Consider the following 19854-nt stretch of genomic DNA (forward strand, 5'->3'; position numbering starts at 1 on the left):
CATTTACACGCAGTGCAGGCCCTGTGATAAGCTCTCTTCATCACCTCTTGCGCCTGGAACGGTTATGGAATTACCGACACTGAAAGTAGAGCGCCTGTACCGGCAGATTTCTAACCTGCTGATTGGCTGCATTAAAAAGGGGCAGTTCCCTGCCGGGGCGATCCTGCCGCCGGAAAGAGAGTTAGCGAAACAGCTGGGCGTCAGCCGTTCGTCAATTCGCGAAGCGCTGATTGCGCTGGAAATTACCGGCTGGGTCGAGATCCGCACCGGCAACGGCGTTTACGTAATGAATCCGCTGCCAGAAAGCGACGATGCTCCTTCAGAAGAGGAGTTCAGCCTCAAAGCGCTGATCAAAGCGCGTCAGGTCTATGAAGCGATGACGGCTGAACTGGCAGCGCGCAACGGCAGCGACGATCAGCGCGCTGAGTTGCAGGAGATCACCCAGGATCTCACCCAGTTACATATCAATGACGAGAAATTCCTGCGGGAAGATAAGCGCTTCCACCTGCTGATTGCCGAGATGACCGGCAATGAGGTGCTGCGCGATATGATGGAATATCTGTGGAATAAGCGTAAGAGCTCGCGCTTTGTGCGGCTTGAGAGCCACTACGCTGAGAACGATTTTCCGCGTGAGATGAACCAGGATCACGAGGATATTGCCCGTGCCATTATTGCCCGCGATGCCGTTCAGGCGCGGGTCTGCATGGATCGCCATTTGCAGCATGTGTACGACAGGCTGTTTGTGGAGTGAGGGGGGTTAACCCGGACGAGGCAGTGAGAGATCCTGCGGCATCCGGGTAACTGATACCAGCCTGACCTCAGGCTGATTTCCGTCCGTTACCCAGCAGGATCGCCAGCTTGCCGCCGCCGGGAGTGGTCTCCATCAGAATTTTACAAACGCTGGTCAGCGGTACGGATAGCAGCATACCCACCGGGCCGAGCAGCCAGCCCCAGAATATCAGCGAAAGAAATACCACCAGGCTCGACAGGCCCAGCCCGCGCCCCATCACTCTTGGTTCCAGCAGATTGCCCAGCAGCATATGAATGGTGATAAACAGCCCCGCAACCAGCCCTGCCTCCAGCGGAGTGTTCAGCAGCAGCGCCTGCAATACAGGCGGAATACCGGCAATTACCGGCCCGATATTGGGTACAAAGTTCAGCACAAAGGCCACCACACCCCACAGCAGGGCGAATTTAACCCCCAGCGCCAGCAGCGCCAGCCAGACCAGCACCCCGGTCGCCAGGCTAATCAGGGTTTTCAGCGCCAGATAGTGGGTTACGCCTTTGAGCGCTTTATGCATCCCGGCAATACGGATCTGCGGATTTACCAGCGCGTAGCGCAGCTTATATGGCAGATGATGAACCTCAAACAGCATGAAAATCACCGTCATCATTACCAGAATAATTTGCGCCATTGCCCCGGAAAACTGCCCCAGCATGGTGGTGGCAACATCCATCACGGCGTTGGGATCCAGCCGCTGCGCCAGCGACTCAGGGGAGATCATAATATGAAAACGAGCGGCAAAATGCTGTACCACGGCCAGCTTTTGCTGCGTTTGCGCCTGAAGCTGGGGATAAACCTCGCTAAACTCCTGTAACGATCCGGCAATCATGGCAATCAGCAGCGCCAGCCCAATCAGTACCACTACCACCACCAGACTGATGGCGAGGCCGCGTCGCATTTTTCGCCGCATCAGCCAGCTTACCAGCGGGTTGAGCACGATAGCGAAAAACAGCGCCATCAGGAACGGCACCACGATCTCAGCTGACAGTTTGATCCCACCCAGAATCACTACCAGCGTTGCCAGTTTCAGCAAAATATTTTGCCCGATCTTCTCCTGCTGCAATGGCTTCATTGCGTCTCCGTTTTGATGATATGCGCAGCAAGTGTAGTGGCAATCAACGACTCTCTATTCACTTTCGGAATGATCGTATTTAGAGGGACAGGAGAGCGGAACAGGGTTTTTCAGCGAGGAATTATCAGGGCGAGGCACACCTCGCCCCTGGGGATTACGCCTGCAACAGCTCAATACTTTGACGGATCTCGCGCTCGATATCTGCCGCACTCCAGTTATCCATCTCCGAGGCAAACGGCTCAAAGGCGTAAATCCCGGTGTAGCCCAGCTTTTCCAGACGCTGCACCTGCCAGACGCTTTTCAGCAGATCGTCGTGACTGAGCATCAGACGCTCTTCGTCAGTCAGTTCACTGACCGGGCGGCTGTCGACCACGCCGGAGAGATGCACCAGGCCAATCTGATTGACATCAATACCGCTGGCAAAATCCTGCTCTGCTCCTTCATACAGATGATGATGGAAGGTATCCAGCACGATCTTAAACGGCACCCCGGCCTGCCTGATAAGCTGCTGTGCCTGCGCGGCTGAACGCAGAGAACTCACCGGGAAACCCAGCGGCTCTACCAGCCCTTCCACGCCATAGCGGGCAAATAACGGTGCCAGCGTAGTCAGCGCTTGCTGCGTCTCTTCGGCAGATATCCTGGTGCCGTCGTTCAGCGGGCACATGACCAGCGCTTTCGCCCCAATCCCCTGAGCATCTTTCAGCAGGCTTTCGGCACGGGCCAGCAGGTCGTCACTGATCTGATTAAACGGATACAGCGCGTTAATAGTGACAATTTCCAGACCATACTGCTCTGCCAGCGCATGAACCTGCTGATGGCTCAGGTTATCGGTGACGCTGCCGCCTTTCATATCGTTACGCAGTTCAACTTTATGCAGACCCAGCTTTTGCACCAGCTGGAAAAATGCCTCAATGCTGAGAGCGGGTGCAATTTTACGGTTAATACAGAAACGGGTTGGATCGATAGCCATCGTGTGGCTCCTGTTGAGTAGGGTAGGAAGGTAAAAAGTTCATTAAAGGTGTACCGCCAGCCATTTTTATTGATTGCCAGGCTGGTCGAAAGTCGTACACAGGCCATAAGAGAACATTTATTTCATATTTAGTTAATAATGAAATTTAAATTTTTAGATCCGTCTCGCAAAATTTCACTCTGTGTGCGTTAAGGCTCAAATTTATCCCAGGTAATCCTTAGGTTTATGCAGGGCAAAACAGGGTGTTTTCTGGCAGGCGTAGTGAAACGGCTGCTCCGCACTCCACCTGAGCTGCGCGCTTTTTTTAGCGCACATCATTCCCGCGTGAAAGTCACCACAACATCACCATAGAAAAATGCGATCCAGCCCGCTAAAAACGAATTTTCTAAAGTGTAATATTTGAAAAATTTATTCCAATATTATACTGTCTCAACACGAATCAAGGTTTTGCCCGGTTAGGCAGCGGTATGACGTCAGACTGCCTGCCAGGGAATTCATTACTAATACAGAGGCCAGCACATGACTATCGTAGGAAACTTTATTGGCGGTAAAACATCTCTGAGCGCCAGCAACGAAACCATTCCAATTTACGATCCGGCAACCGGCAAACCGGTGCGCGAACTGACGCAGAGCACCAGTGATGAAGTGGCAAATGCGATTGCCGTTGCGCATGAAGCATTCGATAGCTGGTCTCGTACTTCGCCGCTGCGCCGTGCACGTATTCTGTTTAACTTTAAATCCCTGATGGAAGAGCACCGTGATGAGCTGGCCGGACTGATCGTCAGTGAGCACGGTAAAGTCTGGTCCGATGCGCTGGGTGAACTGACCCGTGGTCTGGAAGTGGTGGAGTTTGCCTGCGGCATCCCGCATCTGATTAAAGGTGAAAACTCTGCCGATGTGGCCACCGGCGTTGACAGCTATTCACTGATGCAGCCGCTGGGCGTGGTGGCCGGGATTACCCCGTTCAACTTCCCGGCGATGGTGCCGCTGTGGATGTTCCCGATTGCGCTGGCCTGCGGTAATACTTTCGTACTCAAGCCACCGGCTCTTGACCCTTCAGCCGCCGTGCGTATGGCTGAACTGCTGACTGAAGCGGGCCTGCCGGATGGTGTGTTCAACGTTATTCACAGCTCGAACGAAAATGCCGAGCAGCTGTACAAGGATCCGCGTGTTCAGGCTGTGAGCTTCGTGGGCTCTTCAGGTGTGGCAGAGCATATCTATACCACCGCCAGCGCCCACGGTAAGCGTGTGCAGGCATTTGGCGCGGCGAAAAACCACGCTATCGTGATGCCAGATGCTGACCTGGAAGCGACAGTTAACGCCATCATGGGCGGCGCTTTCGGCTCTGCCGGGGAGCGCTGCATGGCACTGCCGGTTGTAGTGGCCGTGGGCGACGATACCGCAGATAAACTGATTGCCGCGCTGACTCCGCTGGTGAAAGCGCTGCGTGTTGGCCCTGGTATCCACAAAGGCAAAGACGAAAACGAGATGGGGCCGGTGGTTTCAGCCGCGCACCAGAAAAAAGTGCTGGGCTACATCGATAAAGGCGAAGCTGAGGGCGCGAAGCTGGTGGTTGATGGACGGGGCATCCAGGTAGAAGGTCATCCTGATGGCTATTATGTGGGCGGGACGCTGTTCGATAACGTCACCACTGATATGGTGATCTGGCGTGAAGAGATCTTCGGGCCGGTGTTGAGCATCGTGCGCGCACCTGATTACAAAACGGCACTGGATCTGGTTAACAGCCACGAGTTCGGTAACGGCAGCGCCATCTTCACCAGCAATGGTCACACTGGCCGCGACTTCGTGCGCGAAGTTCAGGCGGGCATGGTTGGCGTTAATGTCCCGGTTCCGGTTCCGATGGCCTTCCACAGCTTTGGTGGCTGGAAACGTTCCGTATTTGGTGCGCTGAATGTGCACGGGCCGGACGGTGTGCGCTTCTACACCCGCATGAAAACCGCCACCGTACGCTGGCCGAGCGGTCAGAAAACTGTGTCTGAGTTCAGCATGCCTACGCTGGGATAATTGAATACGGGCGGGGGGAACCTCGCCCTTACAGACAGGAGGCTGTATGTCATTGCTATCCAAAGTAAAACAGCCGGATGCGCAGGGCCGTATCCAGCACATCACCCCGGAAAGCGCTGGCTGGCGCTACGTCGGCTTTGATGCTTACCAGCTGAAAAAGGGTCAGACGCTGAGGCTGGAAAGCGGCAGCAAAGAGCTGTGCCTTGTGCTGGTCGCCGGGCTGGCTTCAGTAAAAACCCGTCAGGCCGAATTTCCGCATATCGGCAAGCGCATGTCCCCGTTTGAACGCACACCGCCTTATTCTGTTTATGTACCGCATAACGAGCAGGTGGAAGTGGTGGCGGAGTCTGATCTGGAGCTGGCGGTATGCAGTGCACCTGCCACTGAGGGCAAGCTGCCTGCACGGTTAATCGCTCCTGAAGATGTCGGCGTCGAACAGCGTGGTAAAGGTAATAACAAACGCCTGGTTCACAATATTCTGCCCGATGATAAACCTGCCGACAGCCTGCTGGTGGTAGAAGTGTATACCGACGAAGGTAATACCAGTTCCTATCCCAGCCATAAGCACGATCAGGAAGATTCACCGGACGAAACCTATCTGGAAGAGACGTATTATCATCGTTTCAATCCGGATCGTGGTTTTGCAATGCAGCGTGTTTATACCGACGATCGCTCGCTGGATGTTTGTATGGCTCCGTATAATCAGGATGTGGTCACCGTTCCGCGCGGCTATCATCCGATGTCGACCGTTGCCGGTTATGACAACTACTATTTGAATGTGATGGCCGGGCCGGTGCGTCTGTGGAAATTTACCTGGGAGAAAGATCATGCCTGGGTGAACAGCGATGAGTATCCGCGTAAAGGATAATGTATGGGCGATCGTTTTCGGGTCAGGCATGCCTGACCCCTGCGAGAATTCATACTGTGTTTGCGGATTACGGTAACCCACGCTGATGCTAAAACGGACGACGAAACGGGCTACCCTCACAGGCAGCCCGTTTTCTTATGGGCGGGATTTATTCGGATCAACGTTGGTAAGCGCCAGCGACACGGCCAGCGTCTGTGCCAGACACAGCGAGGCAACCTGAGAACGGAAGCCATCAACCTGTGCTTCACGCACCACAAAACAGACATCGCTGAAGGCGGCCAGCGGACTGACCTGGCTGTCGGTAATTGCAATCTGATGCGCACCGCGTTTCGCGCCAAGCTCCACCAGCTCCACCGCTTCACGTGCATAAGGCGAATAGCTGATGGCAATCACCACGTCTTTTGGGTTGACCATACTCAGCTGCTCGGCAAACATCCCACCCAGACCATCAATCAGAAACGCCCGACGCTCCAGATGGCGCAGGGCATAGGTCAGGTAAGACGCAACGCTGAATGAACGACGTAAGCCGATAACATAGATGTTGTCAGCTTCATCCAGCAGTTTCACCGCTTTTTCCAGCTGCTCTGGGTTGACCTGCATCGCCAGCTGTTGCAGCGCCTGCGAGTTGACCATAGTAAACACATTGAGGATTTCAGCCGGGCTTTCCGGGGCGCTGGCGGACTCGTCGGTAGCGGTCTGGCGGAACAGACGCGCACGCTCGGTATAGTTAACCGTTTCTTCCATCAGATGCTGGCGGAAAACCTGCTTCATTTCATTGAAGCCGCTAAAACCGAAAGCATTCGAGAAACGGATCAGCGTGGAAGGCGGAACATCCGCCTGCTGGGCGATAGAGGCGACGGTATCAAAGGCGATACTGTTGCTGTTATCGAGAATGTAGCGAGCCACCTGTTTCAGGCGTTTACTGAGAGTGTCGTAGCGACGGCGGATATCGTCCTGCAACAGAGAGAGCTGGGTCGGATTATTATTCATTAAACGGCTCGCAAGAAAGGAAAATAATGTTCTTCTTCGCGTTATTCTACCAGATGAACAAAAAATTTCACTTGATGAAGAAAGCAGCGGCTTCTATTTCATCAGGGTTGGGAATCAGTTCACAAAATCATAACCTTTTGTGCTTTTCGGCAAAATAATAAATTCATTTCATAAAAAAAGGGTAACCCTGTGCCAGGTTACCCTTATTGATGGATCGTGCTACCGGGGATCGTGCCGGTGTTACTTCGCCGGACGCGCGTCGCGCCAGTAACCAATCAGTGTCAGATAGTTGTTTTTCACTTTTTCCACAAGCGAGGCATCATCCAGCTCACCCTGCAACCACTGGCGTGATGGCTGACCGAAGATGGTGCGACCCACAGCAAACCCTTTCACCCAAGGGGATTTAGCGGCGGCAGCGAACCCGGCTTTCAGTTCGGCTTCCGGCGCATCCAGGCCCAGCAGCAGAATGCCGCGGCAGTGTGGGTCGTTTTTCTCAATCAGCGCGCTGATTGCTTCCCAGCTGCTGTGTGACAGTGGCGGCAGCTTCCACCAGTCAGGCTGAATACCTAAACTGTAAAAGTGGCTGAGGATCTCCAGATAGTACTTTTCATCTTTATCCGGGTTACTTTCCGGCAGGATCACTTCCAGCAGCAGCTCATGGCCAGATTTGTTACAGCCTTTCCATACGTCAAGAATCAGCTCATCCTGCTCTTTACGCATCTCTGCGCTATCTTTCGGATGGTAGAAAGTCAGACATTTAACGACGTGCTCCTGAGGCCAGTCCACCAGCTGGGAGCCGATGTTACCGTGCTCAAGACGCAGCGGACGCGAACTTGGCAGCTCAATAGGGCGGCCAATCCACCAGCCTTTGCCGGTAATGGCGTTCAGCGCTGGCTGACCATAGGTGGTGTCCGCCAGGATACCGCAGCGACCATTGTCCAGGCCGGCCTCTTTTGCTGCGGCCTGTGCACCCTGAAGCAGCAGCAGTTTCAAATCCGGGATACGTGAATCATCGACGCCCGCTTCCGCCGCCATATCGGCCAGCTGTTTGCGATGGTCGAAGGCAAAAATGTTCAGCTCATTCCACTGCTGCTTACGGGTGGTGACGCGGTGCAGGTGGTTAAGGCGGCTGTCGAGGTCAGGGCGTTTCACCTCTTTATCGCGGCTGAGGAAGTCGTCCAGCTCCTCTTTTGTCGGCATGGCCGGGGCGCAACCGTGACGTGATACCACCAGCGCACCGCAGGCGTTAGCGTAGCGGCAGGCCTGCTCCCAGCTTTCGTCGTTCAGCCAGCCGCGCAGCAGACCGGACATAAAGGCATCGCCTGCGCCCAGCACGTTCAGCACTTCAACCCGTACGCCGGTTTGCAATTTGGTCTCTTCCCAGCTGTCGGGAATATCACCTTCAAATACCACACAGCCCAGCGGGCCTCGTTTGCACACCAGCGTAGCTTTTGTCGCTTTACGCACGTTTTTCAGCGCAGTCAGACTGTCGGTGCTGCCACCGGCAATATGGAACTCCTCTTCGGTACCGACGACCAGGTCAAAATAGTGCAGTACTTCCTGCAACTGCTGCGTTACTCGCTCGGACTCGACAAAGCGGGTTTCGCCATCGCCCAGCGAGGTCAGCCCCCACAGAACCGGACGATAATCGATATCCAGCGCTGTGCGCAGGCCGTGACGACGGGCGATATCTAACGCTTTCAGCACCGCTGCACGGGTATCTGCGTGTGAAAGGTGGGTACCGGTGACAGCAACCGCACGGGAGGACGCGATGTACTCTTCCTGAATATCGTCCGGAACCAGGCCCATATCTGCGCAGTTATCGCGGTAAAACACCAGCGGGAAGGTTTCCTTATCTTTAATCCCGAGGATCACCAGGCCGGTCAGGCGGGTTTTATCAGTAATCAGGCTCTGGGTATCACAGCCAACACGCTGCAACTCTTCACGCAGGAAACGGCCCATGTGTTCATCACCAACGCGTGCCAGCATGGCAGATTTCAGCCCCTGAATCGCAGTACCGTAGGCAACGTTGCCAGAGGAACCACCAAGATATTTCGCAAAGGTGGTTTCATCTTCAAGGCGCGCACCAATTTGCTGGCCATAAAGGTCGACAGCGATACGCCCGATACAAATCACATCGAGCCGCTTCTGTTGTGTACTCATACCTGTTGTTTCCTCTGTTTTTTATATCCTGCCTCCTGACCGTTGTCATGTAACGCCAGTGAGTACGGATAGTGCCGATGCTGTTGAGCGTCTCCAGAGGATCGTGGCGCATTAACACGATCGGTTCCGGATCTATACCCCTCACTCTTCAAGGCGCATATACGCTGGCTGCTACTCGAATTAGTTGGGGTATAACATGTAGCAAAGTATGAGGAATAAAAATTCCAATTTCAATATGAAATGAAATTATTGCCCCAAAAATGTGAGGTGGTTAAAACTCTTGCGTCGTGGATTTAGCTACCCGGCGGAGGTGCGGTGTTTCGCAGCATTACAGAGATGTGAGCAGCCTCTCAACTTTCTTATGGCGCTTCAGTGAAGATATTGATGTGAAACGATTTTTTCCTTTCAGTAGTAAAGGTATTGTTATCGTTTCATTTACCCGATGTAAATCACCCCATTTCCTCCCGTTTCAGTGCAGAATTTGATCTCACTCGCAAAATGAAATGTTTCTTCTGTAATTGTGTTTAGTGAAAAAAATATTTGTTTATAATCGGCTCACGTTTCACTTATAGCTGTCGCCGTTTTGACCCTCAAGGCGACCACAAATGCGAACCTCGGTGGATCTTATGAAGTGGTCACCGACACTGAAAGGAAGAGCAAATGGGCACGATCAGATTAACCACCGCACAGGCTCTGGTCAGATTCCTGGACAACCAGTATCTGTCGGTAGACGGCGTTGAAACCAAATTTGTTAAAGGCATTTTCGCTATCTTCGGTCACGGTAACGTGTTGGGCTTAGGCCAGGCGCTGGAGCAGGATAGTGGCGATCTGGTGGTTTACCAGGGGCGCAATGAACAGGGTATGGCACATGCGGCCATCGGTTTTGCCAAACAGAAGCTGCGCCGCGAAATCATTGCCTGTACCTCGTCCGTGGGGCCGGGTGCGGCGAATATGATTACCGCTGCTGCAACTGCATCGGCAAACCGTATACCGTTACTGCTGCTGCCAGGGGATGTCTTTGCCACCCGACAGCCTGATCCGGTGCTGCAACAAATTGAGCAGAGCCACGATCTGAGCATCAGCACCAACGATGCTTTCCGTGCCGTCAGCAAATACTGGGATCGCGTCAGTCGTCCGGAACAGCTGATGACCGCCTGTATCAACGCCATGCGCGTATTGACCGACCCGGCAGACACCGGCGCAGTCACTCTCTCGCTGCCGCAGGATGTGCAGGGTGAAGCCTGGGATTTCCCGGACTACTTCTTTCAGAAGCGCGTACACCGTCTGGAGCGTCGTCTGCCAACCGAAGGCCAGCTCTCTGATGCACTGAAGCTGATAGCCGGTAAGAAAAAACCAATGATTATCTGCGGCGGCGGAGTGAAATACTCCGGCGCTGGCGATGCGCTGCTGGCTTTTGCCGAGCGCTACAGCATTCCGTTTGCCGAAACCCAGGCGGGCAAAGGCACCATCGTCTCTGACCATCCGCTGAACGTTGGCGGCGTGGGTGAAACGGGCTGTCTGGCGGCCAACCTGCTGGCGAAAGAAGCTGATTTGGTAATTGGTATCGGTACGCGTTACACCGACTTTACTACGGCCTCGAAGTGGATTTTCCAGAACCCGGATGTCAACTACGTCAATATCAACGTCAGCAACTTTGATGCCTACAAGCTGGATGCGGTTCAGGTTGTGGCGGATGCGCAGGAAGCGCTGAACGCACTGACTATTCGCCTGGCGGCCACCGGCTTCAGCAGCGGCTGGGGTGAAAAAGTGTCACAGGCGCAGAGCAAACTGCTGAAAGAAACCCAGCGTGTTTACTCATCCGTTTACACCGGCACTGATTATGTACCGGAAATTGATGACCATATGGATCGCGAGGCTGTGTGGGCGGAGTTTAACCGCCTGACTGACTCTTTCCTGACCCAGAGCGGCGTGCTGGGTACGCTCAATGAGCACCTCCCAAAGGATTCAGTGATTGTCGCGGCAGCGGGCAGCCTGCCGGGCGACCTGCAACGCATGTGGCGTACCAAAGATTACAACAGCTATCACGTCGAGTATGGCTACTCCTGCATGGGTTACGAGGTCAACGCTTCACTGGGCGTTAAGCTGGCTGAACCACACCGTGAGGTTTACACCATGGTGGGGGATGGCTCCTTTATGATGCTGCACTCCGAGCTGGTTACCTCAATCCAGGAGGGGGCGAAAATCAACGTGATCCTGCTGGATAATATGACTAACGGCTGCATTAACAACCTGCAAATGGAACACGGGATGGATAGCTTCACCACCGAGTTCCGCTTCCGTAATGCCGAAGGCGGCAAGCTGAACGGTGGTTTTGTACCGGTCGACTTTGCGGCTATCGCGGCAGGTTACGGCTGTAAAACCTATCGCGTCACCACCCTGGAGCAGTTGCAGGCGGCGCTGATTGATGCGCAGAAACAGACGGTATCAACGCTGATTGATATTAAAGTTCTGCCAAAAACCATGATCCACAAATATTTCAGCTGGTGGCGCGTAGGCGGTGCCCAGGTGTCCACATCAGAGCGCGTAGACGCTGTGGCCCGGATGCTGAATGAACATATCGACCAGGCGCGTAAATATTAATCAGACCCTTAATTCTTCACGCCGCAGGTGCTTTGTCTGCGCCTGTTCACCCCAGTCACATAGTGATCTGTGCGCCAGGGGAGTCGCAGGTATTCCGCCTTCCTGCGGCGAGAATTATTTTGGGTATAGAAATTTGTTGTTGATTTAACGGGCGTCTTTATTGCACCCGCTCTTACCCCCTACTCGTAAGGAAAGATCATGACTTTAAAATTAGGTGTAATCGGAACCGGCGCTATCGGCCAGGAACATATTCGCCGTTGCAGCAAAGTGTTGCAGGGTGCGCAGGTCGTTGCGGTGTCTGATATTAATGTGGACGGTGCCAAAGCAGCGCTGACCCGTATCGGTATTGAAGCTGAAGTGTTTGCCAACGGCCATGACGTGGTGAAATCACCGAACGTTGATGCGGTGCTGGTGACCTCCTGGGATCCAACCCATGAAGAGTTCACCCTCGCGGCGATTGAAGCTGGCAAGCCGGTATTCTGCGAAAAGCCGCTGGCGCTGAGTGCGGCGGGCTGCCGTCGTATCGTTGATGCCGAGATTAAGTTTGGCAAACGTCTGGTACAGGTTGGTTTTATGCGCCCGTATGACAGCGGCTATCGCGCGCTGAAAGAGGTAATTACCAAAGGTGAAATCGGCGAGCCGCTGATGCTGCACTGCGCGCACCGTAACCCAACCGTCCCGGAAAACTACACCACCGATATGGCCATCACTAACACGCTGATTCACGAGCTGGATGTGCTGCGCTGGCTGACCGAAGATGATTATAAATCGGTACAGGTGGTATTCCCGCGCTCTACCTCGAAAACTCACGCAAAACTGCGTGATCCGCAGGTCGTGCTGTTTGAAACCCGTAAGGGCATCCGCATCGATGTGGAGATCTTCGTTAACTGTGCTTACGGTTACGACATTCAATGTGAAGTGGTGGGTGAAGAAGGTATTGCGAAACTTCCTGAGCCATCCGCCGTACAGATGCGTAAAGAGGCCAAGCTCTCTACCGCTATCCTGACCGACTGGAAAGACCGTTTTATTGATGCTTACGATGTTGAATTGCAGGCATTTATCAACGATGTCACCGCAGGCAAACTGACCGGGCCATCTGCCTGGGATGGCTATGCCGCATCCGTTGCCGCTGATGCCTGCCTGAAAGCGCAGGAAAGCGGGGCGATTGAGCCGGTGGAATTACCGCCGCGTCCAGCGTTCTACAACTAAATCCGCCCTGTTTTTCGCTGCCGGACTGATAAAAGGTGAACGCGCCTGCGTCCGGCAACGGGAATGACTGAGGTTTAGCAGTAGAAATATTGAAACCAGACGCGCTTAACTCCCGTCATCACGACGGGGGATCACCGTAAAACAGCGTACTGATTTATTCACGGAGAGTCTGATGAAAATTGCCTTTGATGTTGATGTCATTCGGGATTTAGGCATCACAAAAATGGTTCACCAGGTGGCGGATTGGGGCTACAAATATATTGAGCAGTCCCCGCATCCGCAGATTAACCCGTTCTATAAGCATCCAAAAGCCAGCCGCGAAATTATCACTGAATACAAAAACGCGCTGCGTGAGACCGGGCTGGAAATCTCCTCCTATATCGTTGTGTATCGCTGGTCCGGTCCGGATGAGGCACGCCGTCAGGCCGCCGTCAGAAACTGGAAACGGATGATTGAGATTGCGGTGGAAACCGGCGTACAGGTGATTAATACCGAGCTTTCCGGTAATCCGAATGAGCCAGAAATCTGCGAAGAGATGTTTTATCGCTCAATGGAAGAGCTGCTGCCTATCGTCGAACGTGAGGGCATCCGCATCGAAATACAGTCTCATCCATGGGATTTCTGCGAAGAGAGCAACGAAACCGCCGACATGGTGAAATCGTTCCGCAGTGAGAACGTCAAATACCTCTACAGCGTGCCGCACACCTTTTTCTACGACAAAGGGAAGGGCGATGTGAAAACCATGCTGGAGTATTCCGGTGTTGACCTTTCACACGTGCTGATTGCTGACACCATGAACCACACCAAACACTGTCGCTATATTGTGAACCCGCCTGGCGTTGACGCCACGATTCACCAGCATGTGGGTGTGGGCGAAGGTGAAGTAGATTTCCAGACGCTGTTCCAGACGCTGCGCGATATGGACTTTGCCAACCGCACGTTCAAAGTTGGTGGCGAGTCAATTATTGCCTCTTCGCTGTTCGGTTACCCGGAAAAAATGAATCGTCAGGCAGTGGAAACGCGCGAGCTGATCGAGCGAGAACTGCTGAGAAAATAAAGCAGGGCGGCAGCGGTCGCCCGGTGAACCCCTGAGGCAACACCATGAACAAAGATAACGTTAAACTGGCTATTGCACCGATCGGCTGGACCAACGATGACATGCCGGATCTGGGCAAAGAGAATACTTTCCAGCAGATCGTCAGTGAAATGGCACTGGCGGGCTTTACCGGCAGTGAAGTTGGCAGCAAATATCCGCGTGACCCGGCGGTGTTAAAGCCGATGCTGGATATTCGCGGAATTCAGATCGTCAACGCGTGGTTCAGCACCTTCTTCGCCAACGGCGATAAAGCTAAAACCATTGATGAATTCATTAACCATCGTGATTTCCTGCATGCGATGGGGGCAAAAGTGATTGGTTGTTCAGAGCAGAGCCTGAGCATCCAGGGCACCACCAAAGCGGTACTGGAAGAGAAGCCACATTTTACCGATGAGCAGTGGCGCCTGACCGTAGAAGGCTACAACGAGCTGGCGAAACTGGCCGCTGAGAAGGGCATGACCGTGGGTCTGCATCACCATATGGGTACCGGTATTCAGACCACTGCCGAGGTGGATCGCTTTATGGCCGAGACTAACGATGATGTGTACCTGCTGTTTGATACCGGCCATGCTTACTACTCGGAAGGTTCACAGGAGGCGATGCTGGCAATCCTGACCAAATACCTGCCGCGTATTAATCATGTGCATCTAAAAGATGTGCGCGATGAGGTGGTTGCTCAGGTCAAAAGTCAGAAGCTGTCATTCCTTGATGGTGTGAAAAAAGGTACCTTCACTGTACCGGGCGACGGTGTGATCGATTTTGATCCGGTGTTTAAAATCCTCGACGATTTCGGCTACAAAGGCTGGATGGTGGTGGAAGCGGAGCAGGATCCTGCCCTGGCGAACCCGTTTGAGTATGCGGTAAAAGCGCGTAAGTACATTCGCGAACACGCCGGGCTGTAACAGCTGACGAGTCCTGGCATAGGTTGACACTTTCATGCTTTTAAAACGCCTGATGCACTGCATCGGGCGTTTTGTATTTTAGCGACGGATGAGGCCGCTCTCTGTTGTAAATTTCTATCGATTCCCTCGCCATCTCTCTTGTCTGCTCCCGATCTGCCGGGCGGGATAGCAAAAACTTCGTCTTCAGTATCCCGTTTACCCTTTTCGCCAATGCGTTCTGATAGCAGTTATAGCCATCTGTTATTGAGCAGATTAGCCCGTGCTTTTTATGGATTGACTGGTAATTTGCTAATCCGAGCGGATCGATTCACCCCAGCGGATTCGGCCCGTACGCATACAGGTTTATCCCCTCGCCAGCCCTATCGGATCCGGCTGCGTGAACCGCCCTACCTCTGGGTCGTACTACCTATTTGAGTTGTAATAGGTCAAGGATGTTGCATCGTAGTTCATACGCTACCGCCCTTCCGTGATAGTCTTTATCTGCACAAAAATATTTTAAATCAGATGATAATATAAATATAGATTATTGAGATTCAAGAATATCTCAAGACCAACGTGATGCTCGGCCAAGCGAACATTAGAATTCAATAGAACCATAATCTGCGTGATACCCTGCAAGGTGATAATTCGGGTTAAGCAAGGTAATATACTAACGTAGCAACAGGGTAAAAAACTGGAAAGATTCAAGGGTGACCTTTCCAGTGTGCATTTTATCAATCACTAAATACAAAGCTTTCTTCAGCTAAATTGTGGTCTTTTCTATACTTCTCGTCCCACATTAAATAATCATCTGGCTCCTGAGAGCTAATACCTTTTTGCCAATACTGCTCTCCATAGGCTAACTCCATCGCCCAATGATATTCCAACTCATGGCACCGAACAACAATCGCCATATAACCATCTAGTGCATTTTTTACTAAAGGCGAAGAAAACATGAGAGACTCTGCTTCATCTTCTGATTTATTAGCATATTTCACCATGATGGCTTTTATTATTTCCACCCACGTATGAAAATTGAAAATTATATTTTCCGTCGGTTTTTTATCATTAATAAATGAAATTTGGTCAACAATCTTATTTTTATCCATCATAGCTAACAACCTTTAACTTTAAAACGATCAAACAGCGCTGCTGCTTTATCTGAGAAAATTTCCAATTGACTTACTCTGCTTGTTGGCGATGCCCCTCTTCTTACTGCCCTGGATTCCATACCACAGAACCAGTCACACTATCATACCCATGTAAAAGATTTGTGTTGTCGCACCGTATTTAAGATAGCACCGCCTGACAAGGCAACCGCTGGCGCTCAACATGATGCCCGGTCAGGTGGTGATTAAGATACAGCAGGTTAATATGCTGGCCTAGAAACTAATAAACTTTTCATAATGAACTATATAATATTTTTCATATTTTTAACTTGGAAATATTCTACGCCAATCTTCAGACTCACTTAACCTTGACCATGTTGCATATTTCCACTTTATATTCCCTTCTTTTAAATTTTTACTAATTGAGTCTTCAAAAGAAGAATTGAAATCATCTTCTGAATTTAAGATAATGTAGAGAATATGAAAATCATCACAAAGAAAATCCCCTAACCGATCAATTCTATCCACAACCTCCAATGAGTAACCCTCCATGGTTGCTCTAGCTATATCACGCCCTTTATCATCTTTATAAGGTAACTTTATACTAAATGCCTTTTCTAGTTTAGGAATTAATTTATCAAAAGGAATATCTTCGAGCAGTACAATACTTAAACGTCTATTGTTTTTTTTCATTTCGCACCCTTAATTAACATCCACCGCTACCCAACCGACGTTGAACATCTCCAGATCTTGCCATTGCATCTATCTCATGAGTTGGGAATATCCTAAAACCAAAAGGCTCATTTCTTAGCCCAGGAATAGCCTGTCTCAACCGCCTATCTATTGAAGCTTCTATTTCACTCATTCCTGATATCATAAATGCCTCGCGTCTTCTATTATCAAATACAGGATTGTTAGCTAAATAATCCGAGTGGATGAACCCGTCCACATCAAAGTCTTTTAGATTAATAGGTTTAGCAAGCGCCGGATCATGGGATTTACTTATTCCGCTTGCGGCACTACCTCGGTATCCGACAGTTGCGTTTGGATCTATTTTCTGTATCGCTGGGAGATGCTCTAGCAAGATCGCATCTATTTGCTGTTGGATGCTACTTAAGCTGCTAAGTCCTAGCGGATCGATCCACCCCAGCGGATTCGGCGCATAAGCATACAGGTTTATCCCCCCCGCCAGCCCTATCGGATCCGGCTGCGTGAAGCTCCCGCTCCCCGGGTCGTAGTACCTCAGCGTATTATAATGCAGCCCCGTCTCTTCGTCATAATACTGTCCCGCAAAACGCAGGTTCTGCTTCGCCGCGTACGGCGACAGCCGGCTCTCCTCCCTTCTGATGACCCCGAACAGCCCCGTATGCAGCGGACGCCACACCGTGTTTCCCTCCCTGTCACTCAGCGCCTGCGGCATCCCGTTCACTTCCGCATGTACGTACCGCATCCCGCCCTCGCCGCTGTCATACCGCGCCAGCGGCGTGTGGCTCTCTCCGTGATAAAAGTGGAAGGTCAGCGCCTCGTGCGTACCCTGCTCTGCGCTCAGGCGCATCCCCTGCCAGTAAAAATCCGTCCGCTTATCCGGCTCGTACGGGCTCACATGCTTCACCGTTTTGGCCGTCCGCCTCCCCAGGCCGTCGTAGTCATAGCACACCTCCCGGTAGCGGGGATGCCCGCTGAACGTCACCGACGTCACGCGCCCGTCGCCGTCGTAGTGAAGGTGCTGCACCGCGCTGTCCTTCACGCTGATGCGCCGCGCCAGCCGCCCGAACTCGTCCCACTCGTGGCGGTAATCACCCGCCCGGCTCACCTGGTCGTTCCACGCCACCGCTCCGCCGTTCAGCAGGTTACCCGACGCGTCCCAGCGGAACGCCTCCTCCCGCCCCTCCGCGTACCGGGCCAGCACCCGGTCAGCCCCGTCATACTCCCAGCGCGTGTCCTGCCTCACCCCGTATCCGCCCGCCTCCTGTCCGGTCGTCAGCGTCATCTTCACCATCCGGTGGCGGCGGTCATACTGCCAGCGCCGCGCCAGCACCGGGCTGAAGGGCCGGCCTGCCGCCTGCCGTCCGGCAGTTTTCGCCGTGATGCGCCCCGCAGCATCGTACTCCGTCCGCTCCGTCAGCGCCCCCAGGGTTCGCTCCGTCTCACGGTGCAGCCGGTCGCGCGCGTATTCCGCCAGCGTGTGCCGCTCACCCCCGTGCAGGAACTCGCTCTGGAGCAGGTGTCCGCTGCCGTAGCGGCAGTAAACATCTGACGGCTGTATTGTGCTGGTTCTGGACAGTGAAGAAGTGGAAGATCTGAAACGTGAGCAGGAAGCCCTGCGCCAGCAAATGCGGCAGATTAAGCAGGCTAACCGGGATATGAAGAACGCCGCTAAAGCGGCGCTCGGGGGGATCAGGGTTTAACCTATCAACCGCATGGAAATAGCTGGAAAGATCTGTTGGTTTTTCCAGCCATTATAGCTACTCGTATTTCAATTTATACTTCCCAACCACATCAAAAACATGATCATAAGTACTTAATACAATTCTTTTTCTGCCATTTTTATACACACCTTCAACCTCATCAAAGCTTGATTCTGTATATTTTTCGTATGGATAATCATCAATTTTATATATAGATAAGCTTTCTATTTCATCAAATAAAAACTGAATATCCACATCAGGATAGTTCATGATCGCCGGTCTACAAGCAGATAGTGACAATGATGCCTTAATAGCCAACTTAAATGGGTGAAAATTTAAATCCGTATTGGATAAGATCAAAGCATTACGTCCAAAAATAACACCATATTTTGTTTCTATTTCTTTCATTTTCATATCAATGGCAACCTCTTACCCCTATTGATTCACCACCATTTTGAGTCGTAAATCTTCGATCAATTTTAATTTCAGCCAACTCAGCAGGAGTTGCCCACCTAGATGGTATCTTAGATATCCCAGCCTCTTTAGCAGCATAAAGACGTCTATTATCTAAACTAAACACCGAATGTTTATGCGCACCTTGAGATAATAATCGTTCCTGAACGTTGGCAGGTAAATCAAGCATTCTAACTTTACGAATAGGCTCAACTTGGTTGATATATGATGGATCATTTATTAAACGGTGCTTGAGGTCATTAATACTTCGTCCATCATCAAATATTGGATTGATATCGTTCTGGGAATATAAAACCGTTTTAGGACTGACCGGTGATAACCCAAGCGGATCGATCCAAGTTAACGGATTCGGCCCGTACGCATACAGGTTTATCCCGCCCCTTAATCCTATCGGATCCGGCTGCGTGAAGCTCCCGCTCCCCGGATCGTAGTACCTCAGCGGATTATAATGCAGCCCCGTCTCTTCGTCATAGTACTGTCCCGCAAAACGCAGGTTCTGCCTCGCCGCATACGGCGACAGCCGGCTCTCCTCCCTTCTGATGACCCCAAACAGCCCCGTATGCAGCGGACGCCACACCGTGTTTCCCTCCCTGTCACTCAGCGCCTGCGGCATCCCGTTCACTTCCGCATGTACGTACCGCATCCCGCCCTCGCCGCTGTCATACCGCGCCAGCGGCGTGTGGCTCTCTCCGTGATAAAAGTGGAAGGTCAGCGCCTCGTGCGTCCCCTGCTCTGCGCTCAGGCGCATCCCCTGCCAGTAAAAATCCGTCCGCTTATCCGGCTCGTACGGGCTCACATGCTTCACCGTTTTGGCCGTCCGCCTCCCCAGGCCGTCGTAGTCATAGCACACCTCCCGGTAGCGGGGATGCCCGCTGAACGTCACCGACGTCACGCGCCCGTCGCCGTCGTAGTGAAGGTGCTGCACCGCGCTGTCCTTCACGCTGATGCGCCGCGCCAGCCGCCCGAACTCGTCCCACTCGTGGCGGTAATCACCCGCCCGGCTCACCTGGTCGTTCCACGCCACCGCCCCGCCGTTCAGCAGGTTACCCGACGCGTCCCAGCGGAACGCCTCCTCCCGCCCCTCCGCGTACCGGGCCAGCACCCGGTCAGCCCCGTCATACTCCCAGCGCGTGTCCTGCCTCACCCCGTATCCGCCCGCCTCCTGTCCGGTCGTCAGCGTCATCTTCACCATCCGGTGGCGGCG

17 protein-coding genes and 2 pseudogenes are annotated in these 19854 nt (G+C 52.6%); 8 read left to right on the forward strand and 11 right to left on the reverse strand.

Annotated elements, in window-relative coordinates; translation table 11 throughout:
• Positions 1-64 precede the first annotated feature (64 nt).
• Positions 65-751, forward strand: a complete 687-nt coding sequence (locus GN242_RS01105; RefSeq protein ID WP_154753461.1) for a FadR/GntR family transcriptional regulator — start codon at positions 65-67, stop codon at positions 749-751.
• A 67-nt stretch (positions 752-818) separates the two neighbouring features.
• On the opposite strand, the gene GN242_RS01110 is transcribed toward GN242_RS01105, so the two are convergent.
• Positions 819-1856, reverse strand: a complete 1038-nt coding sequence (locus GN242_RS01110; RefSeq protein WP_154753462.1) for an AI-2E family transporter — start codon at positions 1854-1856, stop codon at positions 819-821.
• Positions 1857-2010: 154 nt separating this feature from the next.
• On the reverse strand, positions 2011-2826 hold the full coding sequence (locus GN242_RS01115; protein WP_154753463.1) for a TIM barrel protein: 816 nt from the start codon (positions 2824-2826) through the stop codon (positions 2011-2013).
• A gap of 519 nt (positions 2827-3345) precedes the next feature.
• Here GN242_RS01115 and GN242_RS01120 point away from each other — a divergent pair.
• Both GN242_RS01120 and iolB read left to right on the forward strand, forming a co-directional pair.
• Positions 3346-4851 (forward strand): CoA-acylating methylmalonate-semialdehyde dehydrogenase, encoded by a 1506-nt coding sequence (locus tag GN242_RS01120; RefSeq protein WP_154753464.1) that lies wholly within the window; start codon positions 3346-3348, stop codon positions 4849-4851.
• A 46-nt stretch (positions 4852-4897) separates the two neighbouring features.
• A complete protein-coding gene (iolB, locus tag GN242_RS01125) occupies positions 4898-5719 on the forward strand; it encodes a 5-deoxy-glucuronate isomerase (RefSeq protein WP_154753465.1) in 822 nt (273 codons plus the stop codon).
• 135 nt (positions 5720-5854) lie between these two features.
• Here the strand turns inward: iolB and GN242_RS01130 are convergent, their stop codons facing one another.
• Both GN242_RS01130 and GN242_RS01135 read right to left on the reverse strand, forming a co-directional pair.
• Entirely contained in the window at positions 5855-6709 is an 855-nt protein-coding gene (locus GN242_RS01130) for a MurR/RpiR family transcriptional regulator (RefSeq protein WP_154753466.1), read from the reverse strand.
• A gap of 240 nt (positions 6710-6949) precedes the next feature.
• Entirely contained in the window at positions 6950-8872 is a 1923-nt protein-coding gene (locus tag GN242_RS01135) for a bifunctional 5-dehydro-2-deoxygluconokinase/5-dehydro-2-deoxyphosphogluconate aldolase (RefSeq protein WP_156286788.1), read from the reverse strand.
• 660 nt (positions 8873-9532) lie between these two features.
• Here GN242_RS01135 and iolD point away from each other — a divergent pair.
• The 4 genes from iolD (at position 9533) to iolE (ending at position 14680) form a co-directional block, all read left to right on the forward strand.
• A complete protein-coding gene (iolD, locus tag GN242_RS01140) occupies positions 9533-11473 on the forward strand; it encodes a 3D-(3,5/4)-trihydroxycyclohexane-1,2-dione acylhydrolase (decyclizing) (protein WP_154753468.1) in 1941 nt (646 codons plus the stop codon).
• 198 nt (positions 11474-11671) lie between these two features.
• Positions 11672-12682 carry a bifunctional inositol 2-dehydrogenase/D-chiro-inositol 1-dehydrogenase gene (gene iolG / locus GN242_RS01145; RefSeq protein WP_154753469.1) on the forward strand — a complete coding sequence of 337 codons (1011 nt, stop codon included), beginning with the start codon at positions 11672-11674 and terminating at the stop codon, positions 12680-12682.
• Positions 12683-12854: 172 nt separating this feature from the next.
• Positions 12855-13739 (forward strand): sugar phosphate isomerase/epimerase family protein, encoded by an 885-nt coding sequence (locus GN242_RS01150; RefSeq protein WP_154753470.1) that lies wholly within the window; start codon positions 12855-12857, stop codon positions 13737-13739.
• Positions 13740-13783: 44 nt separating this feature from the next.
• Positions 13784-14680, forward strand: a complete 897-nt coding sequence (gene iolE, locus GN242_RS01155; RefSeq protein ID WP_156286789.1) for a myo-inosose-2 dehydratase — start codon at positions 13784-13786, stop codon at positions 14678-14680.
• 40 nt (positions 14681-14720) lie between these two features.
• Here the strand turns inward: iolE and GN242_RS01160 are convergent.
• From GN242_RS01160 to GN242_RS01175, 5 genes and pseudogenes are all read right to left on the reverse strand, one after another.
• Positions 14721-14963: pseudogene (locus GN242_RS01160) on the reverse strand (integrase core domain-containing protein); the annotation flags it as partial.
• 27 nt (positions 14964-14990) lie between these two features.
• Positions 14991-15082: pseudogene (locus tag GN242_RS21895) on the reverse strand (RHS repeat-associated core domain-containing protein); the annotation flags it as partial.
• Between the two features lie 311 nt (positions 15083-15393).
• Entirely contained in the window at positions 15394-15771 is a 378-nt protein-coding gene (locus tag GN242_RS01165) for a hypothetical protein (RefSeq protein ID WP_156286790.1), read from the reverse strand.
• A gap of 321 nt (positions 15772-16092) precedes the next feature.
• Positions 16093-16461 carry a hypothetical protein gene (locus GN242_RS01170; RefSeq protein ID WP_154753473.1) on the reverse strand — a complete coding sequence of 123 codons (369 nt, stop codon included), beginning with the start codon at positions 16459-16461 and terminating at the stop codon, positions 16093-16095.
• 13 nt (positions 16462-16474) lie between these two features.
• Positions 16475-17806 (reverse strand): RHS repeat domain-containing protein, encoded by a 1332-nt coding sequence (locus tag GN242_RS01175; RefSeq protein WP_508610855.1) that lies wholly within the window; start codon positions 17804-17806, stop codon positions 16475-16477.
• A 229-nt stretch (positions 17807-18035) separates the two neighbouring features.
• On the opposite strand from GN242_RS01175, the gene GN242_RS21695 reads away from it, so the two are divergent.
• A complete protein-coding gene (locus tag GN242_RS21695) occupies positions 18036-18176 on the forward strand; it encodes a hypothetical protein (protein ID WP_156286792.1) in 141 nt (46 codons plus the stop codon).
• A 57-nt stretch (positions 18177-18233) separates the two neighbouring features.
• Here GN242_RS21695 and GN242_RS01185 read toward each other — a convergent pair whose 3' ends face one another.
• Both GN242_RS01185 and GN242_RS01190 read right to left on the reverse strand, forming a co-directional pair.
• The gene (locus tag GN242_RS01185; protein ID WP_156286793.1) at positions 18234-18590 is read right to left on the reverse strand and encodes a hypothetical protein; all 357 of its coding nucleotides are present in this window, start codon (positions 18588-18590) and stop codon (positions 18234-18236) included.
• A 1-nt stretch (position 18591) separates the two neighbouring features.
• Entirely contained in the window at positions 18592-19833 is a 1242-nt protein-coding gene (locus tag GN242_RS01190; RefSeq protein ID WP_197094757.1) for an RHS repeat domain-containing protein, read from the reverse strand.
• Positions 19834-19854 lie beyond the last annotated feature (21 nt).

The organism is Erwinia sorbitola (assembly GCF_009738185.1).
GTDB classification, from domain to species: domain Bacteria; phylum Pseudomonadota; class Gammaproteobacteria; order Enterobacterales; family Enterobacteriaceae; genus Erwinia; species Erwinia sorbitola.